A 14,603-nucleotide genomic window follows, 5' to 3' on the forward strand; every position below is an offset into this window, starting at 1 on the left:
ATTACTTTTTCTCATTAAACATTTTCTCCAGAATCTGATAACGATAATTAAAAATATGTTCAATTTTATTTTTCACAAAAAGCCCATGGGCTACTTCTCCTAAAACACCCATTGGCAGCTCATAATTAATCGTGTCCCTCATTAAAACACCTTTTTCGTTGGGAATGAATTCGTGAAAGTGATTCCAAAGTTTATAAGGTCCTTTTTTCTGAAAATCAGTAAAGCTTTTTTGAAAAGAAACCTGAATGATCTCAGTTTGCCAGCTCATCTTAATCCCCAGCAATGGAGAAACATAATAATCAATTATCATCCCTTCATAAATTTCATCATTCTCCAGCTTGGTCAGGACAATAAAGTTCATGTCTTTTGGAGTAATTTTAGAAAGATTATTGGCTGAGGAAAAAAATCTCCATGCTGTTTCCAGATCACAATAAAGCTGCTGTTCACGTTGAAGTTGATGTACCATTTTGTATCGTCAATTTTAAAAGTTTGGGTCCTTAGGGAAAAGTTAAGTCATTAGTTTTTAAAAACAAGTGTTCTTTTTATTTTTTTTTCATAAATATAAGATCGACATGAATAAATTCTCTGCTTACTCTTTTAATAAAGGAAAATGTAATATACCATATCCGTATACTTTAGTAGAAAAGGGTATAAAATAACCCACTATTTCAGGCTATCTTTCCATCCTATTTTTATCAAAACAAAATGACAAATAAACCCTTACACAGTTTCCATATTCCGGTGATGGGACTAGCCTATACTATTGACAGTCCGATACGGGTTGCACAATATGGAATTTCCTCCGTTATTTCGATCATAGATGACGAGATTATAGAAAAAATGAAGAATTTTTACGCTGGAAAATTCAATCTCAATTATCCATTCATCTCTACAAAAACTGAAGATTACAGAGCTAAAAGAATAACGGACTACCTTAATATGGTAGATGACATCGTTAATAAAAAGTTCGAATCCTTTAACCAGGAGATTATCAAGAATGCAGAAACACTCAGAGAATTTATAGGCATGCTACCGAATACTTCTTCTATTAAAAGCAGATTGCAGGATTTTGCAGATCAAAAAGACTATGTAGGTTCTGGTATCAGAAAATTTATTGACGCTCATCTCAGTCCCGGGAATATAGATGTGAATATTATGACAAAAGTAGATAAGGATAATTTCGCGAAAAATGAACAGCTTCCTGTAATGCATAATGACGCCCACGCGTCGTTACGGGGCTTTGCTCATAGCAGACTCTCTTCATCTGTAGTACTTTCTGCAGGAATGAATCCACGTTTATACAGCTACCTCGAAGAATTTGATGATTTTTTTCCGGACAAAAATGGAAATCTGAAAAAAAAGATCATCCTCAAGGTAAGTGATTTCCGTTCCGCCATGATCCAGGGAAATTTTTTAGCAAAAAAGGGATTATGGGTCTCAGAATACAGAGTTGAATCCGGGCTCAACTGTGGTGGTCACGCTTTTGCAACGGAGGGCTTATTATTAGGTCCCATTTTGGAAGAATTCAAACAGAAAAAGAATGAACTCATAAATTCTGCTTATACTCTTATGATTGCAGCTTTAGAACAAAAAGACAGATATACGGCTACTCAACCGCCGGAAGTAAAAATTACCGTTCAGGGAGGAGTAGGAACTTCCGAAGAACATGCTTTTTTACTTGAATATTATCATGCAGACAGTGTAGGATGGGGCTCTCCATTTTTACTGGTTCCTGAAGCGACATCTGTAGATAAAGTAACCCGTGATCTCCTGGTCCGATCTAAAGAAAATGATTTTTATCTCAGTACCATTTCACCATTAGGAGTCCCTTTTAACACTGTCCGGGGAACCTCCAATGAACTTCTTAAACATCAAAAAGAGGCTCACGGAAAGTACGGTAGTTCCTGTCCCAAAAAACTGCTTGCACTAAACAAAGAATATTCCTCCAAAGGAAACTGCACGGCATCACGGAAATACCAAGCTATCAAATTAAAAGAGCTTGAGAAAGAAAAAGAAACCCTCAGTGAAGAAGAGTTTAACAACAGGAAAAAAGAAATAACTAATAAGGCCTGCTTATGTGTGGGGCTTGTGAATGCAGCCTATATGGAACAGGAGATTCAAATAAAAGGAGAGGATCAAGGTGTAGTTATTTGTCCGGGACCTAATCTGGCTTATTTTGATAAAGAGGTTTCTCTCACTGAAATGGTTCAACACATCTATGGCAACGGCAATATCCTTCCGGACAATAAACGCCCGAATATGTTCATTAATGAGCTGAAAATGTATGTGGACCACCTGAAAAAGGAAATCAAAGCGGTAACTGACACGGTTACTCTTTCCCAAACAAAGAAATGGAATATCTTCAGAAAAAATCTACTGGAAGGCATTGCTTACTACGAAAACCTGTTCTGTACCACAGGATTTTTTAATAAAGAAAAAGAAAATATGAAACATCAACTTGAAGAGTGTAAAGTAATGATCTCACAAATTATAATTCCACAGATAAAAAAATAAAAACTAACATACCTGTAATTCTATAATAAGGATAAATTCAAATCCAAATACTAGAAAATATTCAGGATGGCTTTTAACAAAAGACACCATAATGGGTGTCTTTTTAATTTTTTTCTATAGGATTTATTTTTATATTTCCTTTTGTAAACTTCTTGATTACATTCATTCTAGCCTCAATCATTTTCTTACGGTCAATAAAATTGATATTCTCATCGTACAGAATATTTTGGGACTTTTTTGTAATAGCTAAAAGTTTATAATGAAAGTTTTCCTGGTCATCATATACTTCAAGAATAAGCCCCGGTAAACCAGCAAATTTATATGGGCCATCAGCTATTGGGATATCTTTTGTGTACCATGCAATAAATTTTCTACCTCTAAATGTAGCTTCTGCCTTATAACATTCGTATGTTAAAACATTTTTTTTCTCATCAATAAGTTTCCACTGCATCGCAGGACTTTTTTCCTTATACCCAAAGTTTATATTTTCAATTTTATCACTATATATCAAATCAGGTTGTTGATAATCTTTTTTTATTACATGAGACACCTTGAACATTGGTCTTGATGACATTTGAAAAAACGGCTGACTATCTATTATTGAATCAATTTTATATTTTTTATCATTTTGAAAAATGGATTCATTATCACCAATATATAAAGTAAGCATATCATCACTTTTAGTACTTAGTGTTGAATCTGCTTTAAAATCAACATTGTAAATTATTTGAGTATGAGACTTAAACACTTTAAATTTCTTATTCTGTGAAAGCACAATCCCAAATAAAAATATAGAAACAATGGAGAGTATTTTTTTCATATTTTATTATATAAAAGGTGGCTGATATAACAGCCACCTGGATAGTTTATTTTTTGGTTACAATAATAATTTTTTTGACATCATTATACGGGTAATTTAATTTACTTATTTCTATACTGTCTTCAATTACTTTTATTGTACGCACCTTCTCTGTATCCATTAATTTATGAAAGGTTTCAAAATCTATAACCTTATCATTAGCAATTATTACCGTTTGCTTTTTTTGTTTGTCAAAGTAACCCTTAACTTTACCGGAATTCTTAAAAAATTCATCAGAATTATTATAATCAACAATTGGTAATTTTTGAAATTCTAATGCTTGAGCATTTTTTCTGCTGCAAGAAAAAAGTAAAAAGAAAGTAGATAAAATAAGTAAGTTTTTCATATTAATTTCAATATTAACCCATGTATGATCCCGCTCCAGTACAAGGAGGTGTGATAACAGTCGATGATGTAGCTTGACTAGCTGACTCAAATTCTCAATATGTAATACCTCCCACAGTTTGCTCTGTATAAGTTCCGTATTGATAGCATGTGCCACAACAGGTAGTATCATAAGCTATAAACCCATTAAAGCTAATTTTTTTAATACTATTTTGCGCTGCATTAATAGTTTCAGCAGATTTTACATCACTTTTTGTTGGGGAAGCGGCACACAATATACCTGATGTAGCAATACCTAAAATAAGAATTAATTTTTTCATTTTGATCGTTTTTAATTTTAATATTTTTTTGTGATTGCAATCATTACAATAGTACAAAATTATTTTTATTCACCATTACGGGAAGCCCTATTTACTAAAACTTTCTGCTTGTATAGAATGCGAAAAAGGTAAACATTATTTATGCTTCATAATTTTCTATGATTTATTTCAATTGCTTTTCATTAAGCTCAAACTTTTTAGCCAAATTTCAAGTTTTTGCAGCCTTTCAATGATCTCATACTGAGTTAAATCTTGAAGGACAATTAAATATACAGTGTTGAAAGAATCTAAAATTTTATTACACCATACCTTCCAAAAATCTTTGCCCCTTAAAAAGTATCATCATTAAATTCCTTTGCGTCTTTGTATTTAAAATCATAATCTTAATTGACAGAATAAACCCTTATAATCAACCGTATTGTATTAATATTATCTTAAATAATCTTCTGTCCGCTATTCTTAAGAAAATTTTTCTTTAAATTTATAGTACTGAAGATGATTCTCCGTCTTCAAACAAATTCAAAAAACAAGGAGATCAACTATCTTAACAGTTTTCAATTGTGGGTTCATAGAGCACCACATCAATGATTATGACTAAAAAATTAATTTTTAATGTATGGAAAAGAGAATGATAAAAAATACGGATTTATCGGTCGCACCGATTAATTTCGGAGGAAACGTTTTCGGATGGACATTGGATGAGCAACAATCTTTTGACATCCTGGATCAGTTTACAGAAGCCGGATTCAATTTTATAGATACTGCTGATACCTATTCTTGGTGGGTAAATGGAAGAGGGGGACAGTCTGAAGAAATTATCGGAAAATGGTTGAAGAGCCGGGGCAACAGAAACGATCTTGTTATTGCGACTAAAGTAGGATCAGAGACCAAAGAACATGGTTTTGATATCAGTAAAAAGCATATCCTGAAATCTGTTGACGAATCTCTGAAAAGATTACAGATCGATCATATAGATCTTTATTATACCCACTTTGATGATCATAAAACCCCTGTTGAGGAAACTCTTGCGGCGTATGACGAAATTATAAAAGCCGGAAAGGTGCGTTATATTGCAGCTTCCAATCTTACTCCGGAACGGCTTACCGCTTCTTTTGAAGCTTCAGAAAAGAATAATTTACCTAGGTATGTCGCTTTACAACCTCATTATAATTTATTAGAGCGTGAAAACTTTGAAAAAAATTACGCTCCTTTGGTGGAAAAATATGATTTGAGCGTATTCCCATACTGGTCTTTAGCGGCAGGTTTTCTAACCGGAAAATACCGCAGTGAAGCAGATCTTTCTAAAAGTGCCAGGGGAGAAGGTGTCCGCAAATATCTGAATGAAAAAGGGGAGCGAGTATTAAAAGCTTTGGATCAGGTAAGTGAAAAACATCAGGCCAACCAGGCTTCTGTGGCATTAGCATGGCTATTAGCCAATCCACTTATTACCGCACCTATCGTAAGCGCAACCAGCCAGTCTCAATTACAAACCTTGTTTAAAGCGACTGAACTTCATCTGAGTAATGAAGATGTACAGCTTCTGAATGAAGCAAGCAAATAAAAACAAAGCCTCATACGAGGCTTTTGTTTTTATGATCTATATACCCTTGATTTACATACGTTGTTCAGTGTTTTGCATACATGCTGTTTTTTATTTCTTACGAATTTTGAATCATTAAATAAACAGTATGAAAATGAATACAATACAATTAGGAAATCAGGGATTGAAAGTTCCTGTTATAGGTTTAGGATGTATGGGCATGACAGGTTTTGAAGATGGAAATATGTATGGTGAAGCAGATGAGAAGGAAGCTATTGCAACCATTCACAGATCATTGGAGCTAGGAGGTAATTTTCTTGATACAGCAGATCTTTACGGTCCGTTTAAAAATGAGCAGCTTATTGCCAAAGCTACGGAAAACAATCGGGACCAATATATTATCGCTACCAAATTTGGCTGGGAAATCAATGACCAGGATAAGGTTACCTGGGCCATCAACGGAAAGAAGGATTATGTAAAGAAATCAGTAGAACGTTCATTAAAAAACTTAAAGACCGATTATATTGATCTTTATTATATGCATCGGCTGGATAAAAACACACCTATAGAGGAAACTGTAGGAGCAATGAGCGACCTGGTAAAAGAAGGAAAAGTGAAATACATCGGCTTATCGGAAGTATCTTCAGAAACCATCAAAAGAGCCCATATTGTTCATCCCATTACAGCTGTACAAAGTGAATATTCATTGTTTGAGCGTACAGTAGAAGAAAGAGGAGTGATTACAACATTACAAGAGCTGAAAATAGGGTTTGTGCCTTATTCTCCGCTGGGACGCGGTTTTTTATCCGGACAAATCCGTTCCATTGATGACTTGCCTGAAAATGACTTCCGACGCGCAATCCCTCGTTTTCAGGAACAACATTTTTATAAAAATATTAAACTGGTAGAAGCCATCGAGTCTATGGCAAAAGAGAAGAACATTACATCTTCCCAACTGGCATTAGCATGGATTATCAGTAAAGGCTTTGTCCCGATTCCAGGAACAAAACGCAGAAAATATCTGGAACAGAATATTGATGCTGTTCATATTCAGCTTACAGAAGAGGAAATTTTAAAACTGGAAAGCATTATTCCTTTAGGCACTGATACGGGAGCTCAATATGATGAATTCAGTATGGGACTGTTAGATTAATTGTTACATTTGTTTTATGAATGCTATTCAGTCGGTTTCAGCTTTTCATCGCTTATTATCCTTACCGGAACCTAAACATCCGCTGGTAAGTGTTATTAATCTGTCCCATTCTATATTTCTGGAAGATGAAATATGGAAAGGTTTTGTGAACAGATTCTACTGTGTTGCATTGAAAAGAGAAGCAAAGGGCAAGATCAAATATGGTCAGCAGCATTATGACTATGATAAAGGAGTATTAAGCTTTACTGCACCTAACCAGGTACAGTATTTAGACTTGCAAAATATGGAATGCGGATCAGGTTACTTATTGATCTTTCATCCTGATTTTTTATTGAAACATCCTCTGGCATCTTCGATTACGGGTTATGGTTTTTTCTCCTATGCGGTAAATGAAGCTTTACATTTATCGGAAGATGAGGAAGATGATCTGATTGCAATACTCAAAAAAATAGATAAAGAATGTCAGCATATCGATCGTCATACCCAGGAGATTATTTTATCTCAGATTGATCTTTTACTTAATTATTCCAATCGTTTTTATGAACGGCAGTTTATTACCCGCAAAAACAGCAATCATCAGCTCCTAACAAAATTCGAGCGTTTTCTGAATGATTATTTTGATCATGAACAATCTGCAGATAAGGGTTTGTTAACCGTTCAGCTTATTGCTGAAGCAATGAACCTATCTCCTAATTATCTCAGTGATCTGTTAAGAATTCATACAGGGCAGAATACCCAACAACATATTCATGAAAAATTAATAGCAAAGGCCAAAGAAAAACTGTCGACCACTAATTTATCTGTGAGTGAAATCGCCTATGCATTAGGCTTTGAACATCCTCAGTCTTTCAGCACTCTATTTAAAAAGAAAACAAAAATGGCTCCGATGGAGTTCAGAACTTCCTTCGGAATAAAATAATACCTAAATTTTTATAAAAAAAAATCCTCAATTAAAATTGAGGATTCTTTGTTGTATTAATCATATTATTTCATTGCTTTCTTATTCAGAGCAGTGTCTGCGATACTGGTAAGGAGTTCATCGCATTTTTTCTCTTCTTCCAATGTCTTCAATAAAATTTTCAGACATTTGGTTTGCTTCAGAACCTTAGCATAAGCTGCTAACGTACCATAGGTAGCAATTTCATAATGTTCTACTTTCTGGGATGCTGCAATAATTCCGGCATCCCGTACAGAACCTGGTTGTGTTTCTTCCATAATACTTTTCCCTTCATCCAGCAATCCCTGCATGGCATCACATTTTTTTGCCTGAGCTTTCTTGCCCAAAGCAGCAAAACATTCTTCCAATCTTTTTACATGGTTTTCGGTTTCAGCCAGGTGACTTGATATCGCTTTCTTCAGGCCTTTATCTTCAGCATTTTTTTCCATTTTCGGAAGAGCTTTCGTTAATGCTTTTTCAGCCCAGTAAATATCCTTAAGCCCATCTTCAAACAGATCCTTGAGTTCCTTTGCCGCATCCTTTTTAGCGGGAACCTTTCTTGCCGGAGTTTTTACCGCAGCTGTTTTTTTAGCCGGGGTTGATGCCGATCTGGCTCTTGAAGACGTTGACGTTTTTTTTCCTGGTGTTTTTGTACTCGTTGCCATATTAATATTTTTTGTGGTTTATGCATTAACTGGTTACAATAATAAAGCCAAACGCAACAACGAAACCTCAAATTATTTAAATACTTAACATTACTTTAACTTAAAAATGAAATATTGAATAAAAATAAATAGAATTAAATACGCAATTACTAATTCTAATTATGACTATGATCATAAAAATAACAGTTGCTGAATCTTTATATTCGAAATAAATGAAAAGACATTAAGCATCACTAAAATGTATGTCTTCCAATCCACTATTATTATGAAAAAGAATCTTTTTGACAAATTCGCAGATAAAGCTGTTTATTTTACTGGTAGTGCCGCTGCATTTATCACAGCAACAATCCTCGTTATTGCCTGGGCTTCCGTAGGACCTATATTTAATTTTTCGGAAGTCTGGCAGATGGTTATCAATACCGGAACCACAATAATTACTTTTCTCATGGTTTTCCTTATCCAAAAAGCACAAAATAAGGACTCAAAAGCCATACAGATTAAACTTAACGAGCTAATTGCTGCTCATGAACACGCCAGTAACCGGATCGTAGATATTGAAGATCTTACAGAAGATGAACTGGACCAGCTTCATAAATTCTATGAAAAGCTGGGAAAACTACCTAAAAAAGAAGCTTCTTCCACCCATTCAATATCAATAGATGAGCAATCAAAATCTGCCTGTAATCAGCGGTATAAATAAAACTGTTATTTATCTGTATTCCTCTTTGGATAGAGTATTAAACGGATAGAAGGGTTATTGGTAATAAACAACCGAAGCCAATCAAAAGCAAGACGGACCTTACTTCCAAATCCTACCAAAGGAATGATATGAATAAATAACCACGTAAGCCATGCTATAAAACCTTTAAAAGAAAATTTTGGGAGGTCTACTACCGCATTGTATTTAGAAATAATTGCCATGCTTCCTTTGTCATTGTACTCGAAAGGTTTCAAAGGTTTACCTTGTGCAATATATTTAAAGTTATCAGCTAAGTTATGCGCTTGCTGTATGGCTACCTGCGCCAGTTGAGGATGCCCGTTTGGATATTTTTTTTCCGTGAGCTGAAGACAAATGTCACCTACAGCGTAAATATTTCTCATTCCTTCCACTTCATTATATCCGTCTACCAGTATTCTTCTTCCACGACCGATAGCTTCTTTGGGAATACCGGGAACTTCCCGGCCTATGACACCGGATGTCCAGATCAGGGTCTCGGTTTCAATGGATCTTCCATCAGAAAGGATTACTTTATTGTCAATATAATCTTTCACAGAGACGTTCAGAATAATTTTTACCCCTAATTTTTTCAGTGTCTCATAAGAAGTTTTCTGGGCCATTTCGCTCATCGGGGAAAGAAGGGTAGGAAGGGCATCAATAAGATACAGGTTGGAAAGACCCAGTTTAATTTCAGGATATTCTTTTTCAGCAATATATTTTCCCATTTCTGCCAGCATCCCAGCAAGTTCCACTCCTGTGGGTCCACCTCCGGCAATAACAATATTCTGAAGACGACCTGCTGCTTTCATATCCTTATTTCTTGCCGCTTCTTCCAGGGTCAGAAGCATATGATTTCGAAGATAAAGAGCTTCAGTAATACTTTTCATAGGAAGTGCACACCTCTGAACATTTTCCATTCCGAAAAAATTAGATTCGGTTCCTAAAGCAAGAACGAGATAATCATAGCTTAAATTTCCGGTATCAGTTTCTACGGTTTTGGTTTCTGAAACCACTTTAATTAGATTTCCCATGTGAAACCGTACATTTCGGAACTTTGAAATCATTCTCCTGAAAGGATAACTGATATTTGAAGCCTGAATAAAAGAAGTGGCTACCTGGTAGATGAGAGGAGGAAAGAAATGGTAATTATTTTTATCAATCAATGTGATCTCAAACCGTTCGTCATTTTTAAGTGATTTGATGAGATTAATCCCAGCAAATCCTCCGCCTACAATGATGATGTGCTTTTTCATACTTACTATTTTGAGTGGTTACAGTAAGAGTCCAATAATAAGACCAAAAAAAATTAAAGTTCATAAATGCACAATGTTTGCTTGCTTTACTATAACCCAACATAAAAAGTACAATATGAAAACAGACATTCTAACAGAAAAGCACAAATTAGGATTAGGAGGAGTAGCTATAGGAACTGCTTTTGCTGACATTACGGATGAAGAAGCACACCAAGTCCTGCAAAAGGCCTGGGACCTGGGCATACGGTATTATGATACCTCACCCTGGTACGGATTGACAAAAAGCGAAAGAAGATTTGGACAGTTTTTACAGGGTAAGGATAGAGATGACTTTGTTTTCTCTACAAAAGTAGGCAGATTATTTAAGGAAGTCCCTAAATCTGAGGTCCCACCCACCATGTGGAAGAATCCATTAAATTATGACTTCCGGCATGATTATACAGCAGATGCTATAAAAAGGTCAATCGATGAAAGCCTTGAAAGATCAGGGCTCGACCATATTGATATTGTATACATCCATGACCTTTCTGAAGATCAGGTCGGTGACCGGTATCCTTACTTTCTGAAACAGGCAAAGGAAGGAGCTTTTAAAGTACTTTCAGAGTTAAGGGAACAAGGAATTATAAAAGCCTGGGGAATGGGTGTTAATAAGATAGAGCCTATTTTGGACTGCATTGAAGCTGCTGACCCAGACATCTGCCTTTCTGCTACCCAATATTCTATTTTAGAACATGAAGATGCCGTAGACAGATTACTTCCGGCCGTAAAAAAAGCTGGGGTAAAACTGGTTTCCGGAGCCGGTTATAATTCAGGATTTATTGCGGGGAGAAACCGCTATAATTATAAAGATGTCATTCCCAAAGGGATGACAGAAAAAAGAGACCGGATTGCAGAAATAGCAAAAAAATACAACACAGACATTGTACATGCAGCCCTGCAATTTGTTTTGGCGGCTGATGAATTTGCGGCCATTATTCCCGGAGCCAGTCAGCCGGATCAGGTGCATGACAATGTAGAAGGACTGAATGCTGTAATTCCTCCTGATTTCTGGAATGAGATAAAATCTGAGGGATTGATTTATGAAAAAGCTCAGATCCCAGATTACAGGTAGAATTTTAATATTATTAAACAGAAGCCTCTCATTGTGAGAGGCTTTTATTTGATTGCTTATACTCCGGCTGCTTTTTTCAACAATTCAACCGCTTCTGTAAGTTGATTCTCATTCAAAGAAGCAAACCCAAACCGGCAGGCATTCAACTGGGCGTTTTTTCCGGTACAATAAACAGTCCCGGAAACAACCAAACCATCTTTATGTGCTTTCTTCAAAATATCCGACAATTTAAATTCAGAATTAAATCTAAGCCATAATGCCATTCCTCCCGTTGGTTTTGTAAAAGTAACAACATCAGTCAATTCTTTACTGATCAATTCTGAAACCAGATCACATCGTTGGGCATACAAACGGTTGGATCTCTGAATATGACGGGCTAGATCACCATTGTTAATGAGTCCGGCTGCTGCCTCTTCAATAATAGCATCACCCCTGATATCAATAAGTTTTCTAAGCTTACGGGCAGCTTCTAAAAAATCGGCTGTAGCCACCATATATCCAAGGCGGAAAGGAGTCCCAAGAACTTTTGTAAGAGAACCTATATAAATAACTCTTCCATTATGATCCCCACTAGCCAGAGGAAGATAAGGGTCATATTTAAACTGAAAATCATAATCGTAATCGTCTTCAATAACTGCAATATCATATGATTTAATCAATTTCAGCATATGTTGTCTTCTTTCTACACTCATCGTCACTGTAGTAGGATGATGATGATGAGGGATAATGTAGATCATTTTAATATCATTTTTCTGCAGAACCTCCTCAACCGATCGTGTGCACATTCCTTCATTATCTACGGGTACGCGGATAAGCTCGGCCCCTAATTTTTCAAAAACAAGATTTGCGATAAAGTAGCTAGGGTCGCTTACAATTACTTTATCACCTGGCTTTATAATAAGCGAAGCAGCAATATAAATTGCCATTTGCGCACCACGTGTGGTAAAAATATTTTCTATCTCCATATCCAATCCTCGGGTATGCTTCAGGAAAGTAGATAATGCAATAGAAAGATTGGAGTTTTCTGATATCCTATGCCTCAAAACAGCTTTATATGTAATTTCATCCAATGCCTTTTTAAACTGTTTGGTTATGGTTGTAACCGGTAAAAGTGAAATATCCGGTAAACCATCATCGATAATTATCCTGCTGTTTTCAACAGAGAGAACAGGATTTAAGATCATTTCGAAACGTTCAAAGTTGATTGCTCCTTTATGCGCAAAGACACTTATTTTATTTTTTTTATAAGATCTGGGTTTAATCCGGGGCAAATCATAAGATATCCTATATCCTTTCCTCGGCAGATTATCCACCCAATCTTCTGATACCAGAACATCATAAGCTGCAGTAATTGTCTTTCGATGAAGCTGAAGATCAAATGCAAGACCTCTGGTACTTGGCAACAGGGTTCCGGGAAGGAGCTTTCCTTCCTGAATTAATGAAATAAGCTGGGCTGCAATCTGTCGATACAGAGGTTCAGTTGTATCCGCATTAATGAGAATCAGATTCTTATAAGGAAGCATAATCTGGAATTTACTAATACAAATATAAATAATCTGGACTACCAAATTAAATAAATCTGGCTCCGATTACCACCTTTCCTGCGGTCTAATTTTGTATCATTAAAACAAATAAAACAATTGAAGTTAAACTACTTGCATTAATTAAAATTTAGTTATGAAAAAGAGACTCGCATTACAGAAATACCTGCCACAGGCTTATCAATTGATGAAAGAAATGGACGACCTTATTAAAAAAGGCATAGACCCTCTTCATTTTGAATTAATCAAGATCCGCGGTTCACAATTAAACGGTTGTGCATATTGCCTTAATAAACATATTACTGATGCTGTTCAATATGGAGAAAATCCACAGCGGATTTACGTATTGAGTGCCTGGCATGAGGCTAAAAACTGGTTTACTACTGAAGAACAGATTATTTTACAGCTTACTGAAGAGATTACATTAATAGGCTCTCATGGAATAAGCGATAGAGTATATGACAAAGCTGTAGAAACTTTCGGAGAAGAAAAAACAGCTCATTTGATATTAGCCGCTATCAGCATCAATAGCTGGAACCGTATTGGTGTTGGTCTTCAGATGCACCCCGTACAATACAAAAATCAATAAATAATGGAAGTAAAAGAAGCAAAAACAAGAGCAGACATAGAATTTTGCAAAGAAGTAATTCTTCAGTTCCGTACGAATCTGAAGGAAGATAATTATGTTGATCAGATTATAGAAATGATGAATGAGGAAGGTTTTAAACTACATTATATCCCCAACGATACCAATACAAAAGCTGTAGCATTTATTGGCTACCGCCCGCTACAAATGCTGAGGACCGGTAAGATTATTTATATAGATGATCTGTTCACTTCTTCTGAATGTCGTAGTAAAGGATTTGCAGGTTTGTTATTGGATCGCGTAACCAAAGAAGCGGAAACAACAGGAATACAGTCTGTTCATCTGGATAGTGGTTATATGCTCCATGACGCACACCGTTTATATCTTAATAAAGGCTATGTCCTTGCCTGTAATCATTTTGCAAAAAAGATTTCTTAACTGATGTAAAAAAATCAATCTGACAAACGGAAATCCATCACTCAATATAACTATCTAAAAATCAATAAAATAAAAATGATCAGTTATCAAATAGAAGAAAAAATAAGCACTGAAGAGTTTACCGATATTCTCCTCACTTCAACCCTTGGCGAAAGAAGACCTGTAAATAACTCCAGAAGAATCAATGGAATGCTGGAACATGCAAACCTCATTGTAACAGCGCGTGATCAGGGAAAGCTGGTAGGAATTGCCAGATCGTTAACAGATTTCGTTTACTGCACTTATCTATCAGATCTTGCCGTGGATAAAGCATACCAGAAAACAGGCATCGGAAAAGAACTTATCCGTTTAACTAAAAAAGAAACTCCCGAAGCAAAACTTATCTTGCTGGCAGCTCCAAAAGCGATACATTATTATCCTAAGATTGGAATGGTACAGTGGGAACAATGCTACATTCTGGATGATATTGATGCTCTTAAATAATAAGTTGAATTCATCACCTCTTTTGTGATTAACTAAATAAACAAACATATTATTTTATCATTATAGATAAGGCAATATTTTCGTTTTAACAATTCCCCATCTATCTTTTGGGTTAAGTAGAAGTAGACTAAAGAAAAAAA

Annotated in this window: 16 protein-coding genes; 9 read left to right on the forward strand and 7 right to left on the reverse strand. The window is 35.6% G+C overall.

From position 1 onward, the window contains the following. Nucleotide 1: 1 nt before the first annotated feature. Entirely contained in the window at nucleotides 2-466 is a 465-nt protein-coding gene (locus AC0INN_RS06350) for an SRPBCC family protein (protein ID WP_306612345.1), read from the reverse strand. 239 nt (nucleotides 467-705) lie between these two features. Here AC0INN_RS06350 and AC0INN_RS06355 point away from each other — a divergent pair, with 239 nt between their 5' ends. Further along, a complete protein-coding gene (locus AC0INN_RS06355; protein WP_306612347.1) occupies nucleotides 706-2,514 on the forward strand; it encodes a hypothetical protein in 1,809 nt (602 codons plus the stop codon). 103 nt (nucleotides 2,515-2,617) lie between these two features. Here AC0INN_RS06355 and AC0INN_RS06360 read toward each other — a convergent pair whose 3' ends face one another. From AC0INN_RS06360 to AC0INN_RS06370, 3 genes are all read right to left on the reverse strand, one after another. Continuing rightward, nucleotides 2,618-3,334: a GLPGLI family protein gene (locus tag AC0INN_RS06360; RefSeq protein ID WP_306612349.1), complete on the reverse strand. Its 717-nt coding sequence runs from the start codon at nucleotides 3,332-3,334 to the stop codon at nucleotides 2,618-2,620. 46 nt (nucleotides 3,335-3,380) lie between these two features. Continuing rightward, a complete protein-coding gene (locus AC0INN_RS06365; RefSeq protein ID WP_306612351.1) occupies nucleotides 3,381-3,719 on the reverse strand; it encodes a hypothetical protein in 339 nt (112 codons plus the stop codon). Nucleotides 3,720-3,813: 94 nt separating this feature from the next. Continuing rightward, nucleotides 3,814-4,038: a hypothetical protein gene (locus tag AC0INN_RS06370; protein WP_306612353.1), complete on the reverse strand. Its 225-nt coding sequence runs from the start codon at nucleotides 4,036-4,038 to the stop codon at nucleotides 3,814-3,816. A gap of 616 nt (nucleotides 4,039-4,654) precedes the next feature. Between AC0INN_RS06370 and AC0INN_RS06375 the strand changes: the two genes are divergently transcribed. The 3 genes from AC0INN_RS06375 (at nucleotide 4,655) to AC0INN_RS06385 (ending at nucleotide 7,650) form a co-directional block, all read left to right on the forward strand. After that, nucleotides 4,655-5,599 carry an aldo/keto reductase gene (locus AC0INN_RS06375; protein ID WP_306612355.1) on the forward strand — a complete coding sequence of 315 codons (945 nt, stop codon included), beginning with the start codon at nucleotides 4,655-4,657 and terminating at the stop codon, nucleotides 5,597-5,599. A gap of 133 nt (nucleotides 5,600-5,732) precedes the next feature. Next, complete coding sequence (locus AC0INN_RS06380; RefSeq protein ID WP_306612356.1) at nucleotides 5,733-6,731, forward strand: aldo/keto reductase; 999 nt, start codon at nucleotides 5,733-5,735, stop codon at nucleotides 6,729-6,731. Nucleotides 6,732-6,747: 16 nt separating this feature from the next. Continuing rightward, complete coding sequence (locus AC0INN_RS06385; RefSeq protein WP_306612358.1) at nucleotides 6,748-7,650, forward strand: helix-turn-helix domain-containing protein; 903 nt, start codon at nucleotides 6,748-6,750, stop codon at nucleotides 7,648-7,650. A 65-nt stretch (nucleotides 7,651-7,715) separates the two neighbouring features. Here AC0INN_RS06385 and AC0INN_RS06390 read toward each other — a convergent pair whose 3' ends face one another. Then, complete coding sequence (locus tag AC0INN_RS06390; RefSeq protein WP_306612360.1) at nucleotides 7,716-8,333, reverse strand: YciE/YciF ferroxidase family protein; 618 nt, start codon at nucleotides 8,331-8,333, stop codon at nucleotides 7,716-7,718. A gap of 265 nt (nucleotides 8,334-8,598) precedes the next feature. Here AC0INN_RS06390 and AC0INN_RS06395 point away from each other — a divergent pair, with 265 nt between their 5' ends. Further along, on the forward strand, nucleotides 8,599-9,033 hold the full coding sequence (locus AC0INN_RS06395) for a low affinity iron permease family protein (protein ID WP_306612362.1): 435 nt from the start codon (nucleotides 8,599-8,601) through the stop codon (nucleotides 9,031-9,033). 5 nt (nucleotides 9,034-9,038) lie between these two features. On the opposite strand, the gene AC0INN_RS06400 is transcribed toward AC0INN_RS06395, so the two are convergent. Continuing rightward, entirely contained in the window at nucleotides 9,039-10,304 is a 1,266-nt protein-coding gene (locus tag AC0INN_RS06400) for an NAD(P)/FAD-dependent oxidoreductase (protein ID WP_172282669.1), read from the reverse strand. A gap of 115 nt (nucleotides 10,305-10,419) precedes the next feature. Here AC0INN_RS06400 and AC0INN_RS06405 point away from each other — a divergent pair, with 115 nt between their 5' ends. Further along, nucleotides 10,420-11,415: an aldo/keto reductase gene (locus tag AC0INN_RS06405; protein WP_306612364.1), complete on the forward strand. Its 996-nt coding sequence runs from the start codon at nucleotides 10,420-10,422 to the stop codon at nucleotides 11,413-11,415. 56 nt (nucleotides 11,416-11,471) lie between these two features. Here the strand turns inward: AC0INN_RS06405 and AC0INN_RS06410 are convergent, their stop codons facing one another. Next, on the reverse strand, nucleotides 11,472-12,938 hold the full coding sequence (locus tag AC0INN_RS06410; protein WP_306612366.1) for an aminotransferase-like domain-containing protein: 1,467 nt from the start codon (nucleotides 12,936-12,938) through the stop codon (nucleotides 11,472-11,474). Between the two features lie 154 nt (nucleotides 12,939-13,092). Between AC0INN_RS06410 and AC0INN_RS06415 the strand changes: the two genes are divergently transcribed. The 3 genes from AC0INN_RS06415 to AC0INN_RS06425 all read left to right on the forward strand — a co-directional run bounded on the left by AC0INN_RS06415 (nucleotide 13,093) and on the right by AC0INN_RS06425 (nucleotide 14,463). Next, complete coding sequence (locus tag AC0INN_RS06415) at nucleotides 13,093-13,545, forward strand: carboxymuconolactone decarboxylase family protein (RefSeq protein WP_273648049.1); 453 nt, start codon at nucleotides 13,093-13,095, stop codon at nucleotides 13,543-13,545. 3 nt (nucleotides 13,546-13,548) lie between these two features. Then, complete coding sequence (locus tag AC0INN_RS06420; protein WP_306612369.1) at nucleotides 13,549-13,980, forward strand: GNAT family N-acetyltransferase; 432 nt, start codon at nucleotides 13,549-13,551, stop codon at nucleotides 13,978-13,980. Nucleotides 13,981-14,055: 75 nt separating this feature from the next. Then, nucleotides 14,056-14,463, forward strand: coding sequence for a GNAT family N-acetyltransferase (locus AC0INN_RS06425; RefSeq protein WP_273648051.1), 408 nt, complete (start codon nucleotides 14,056-14,058; stop codon nucleotides 14,461-14,463). The last annotated feature ends 140 nt before the right edge of the window (nucleotides 14,464-14,603 follow it).

Source organism: Chryseobacterium subflavum, assembly GCF_055762745.1.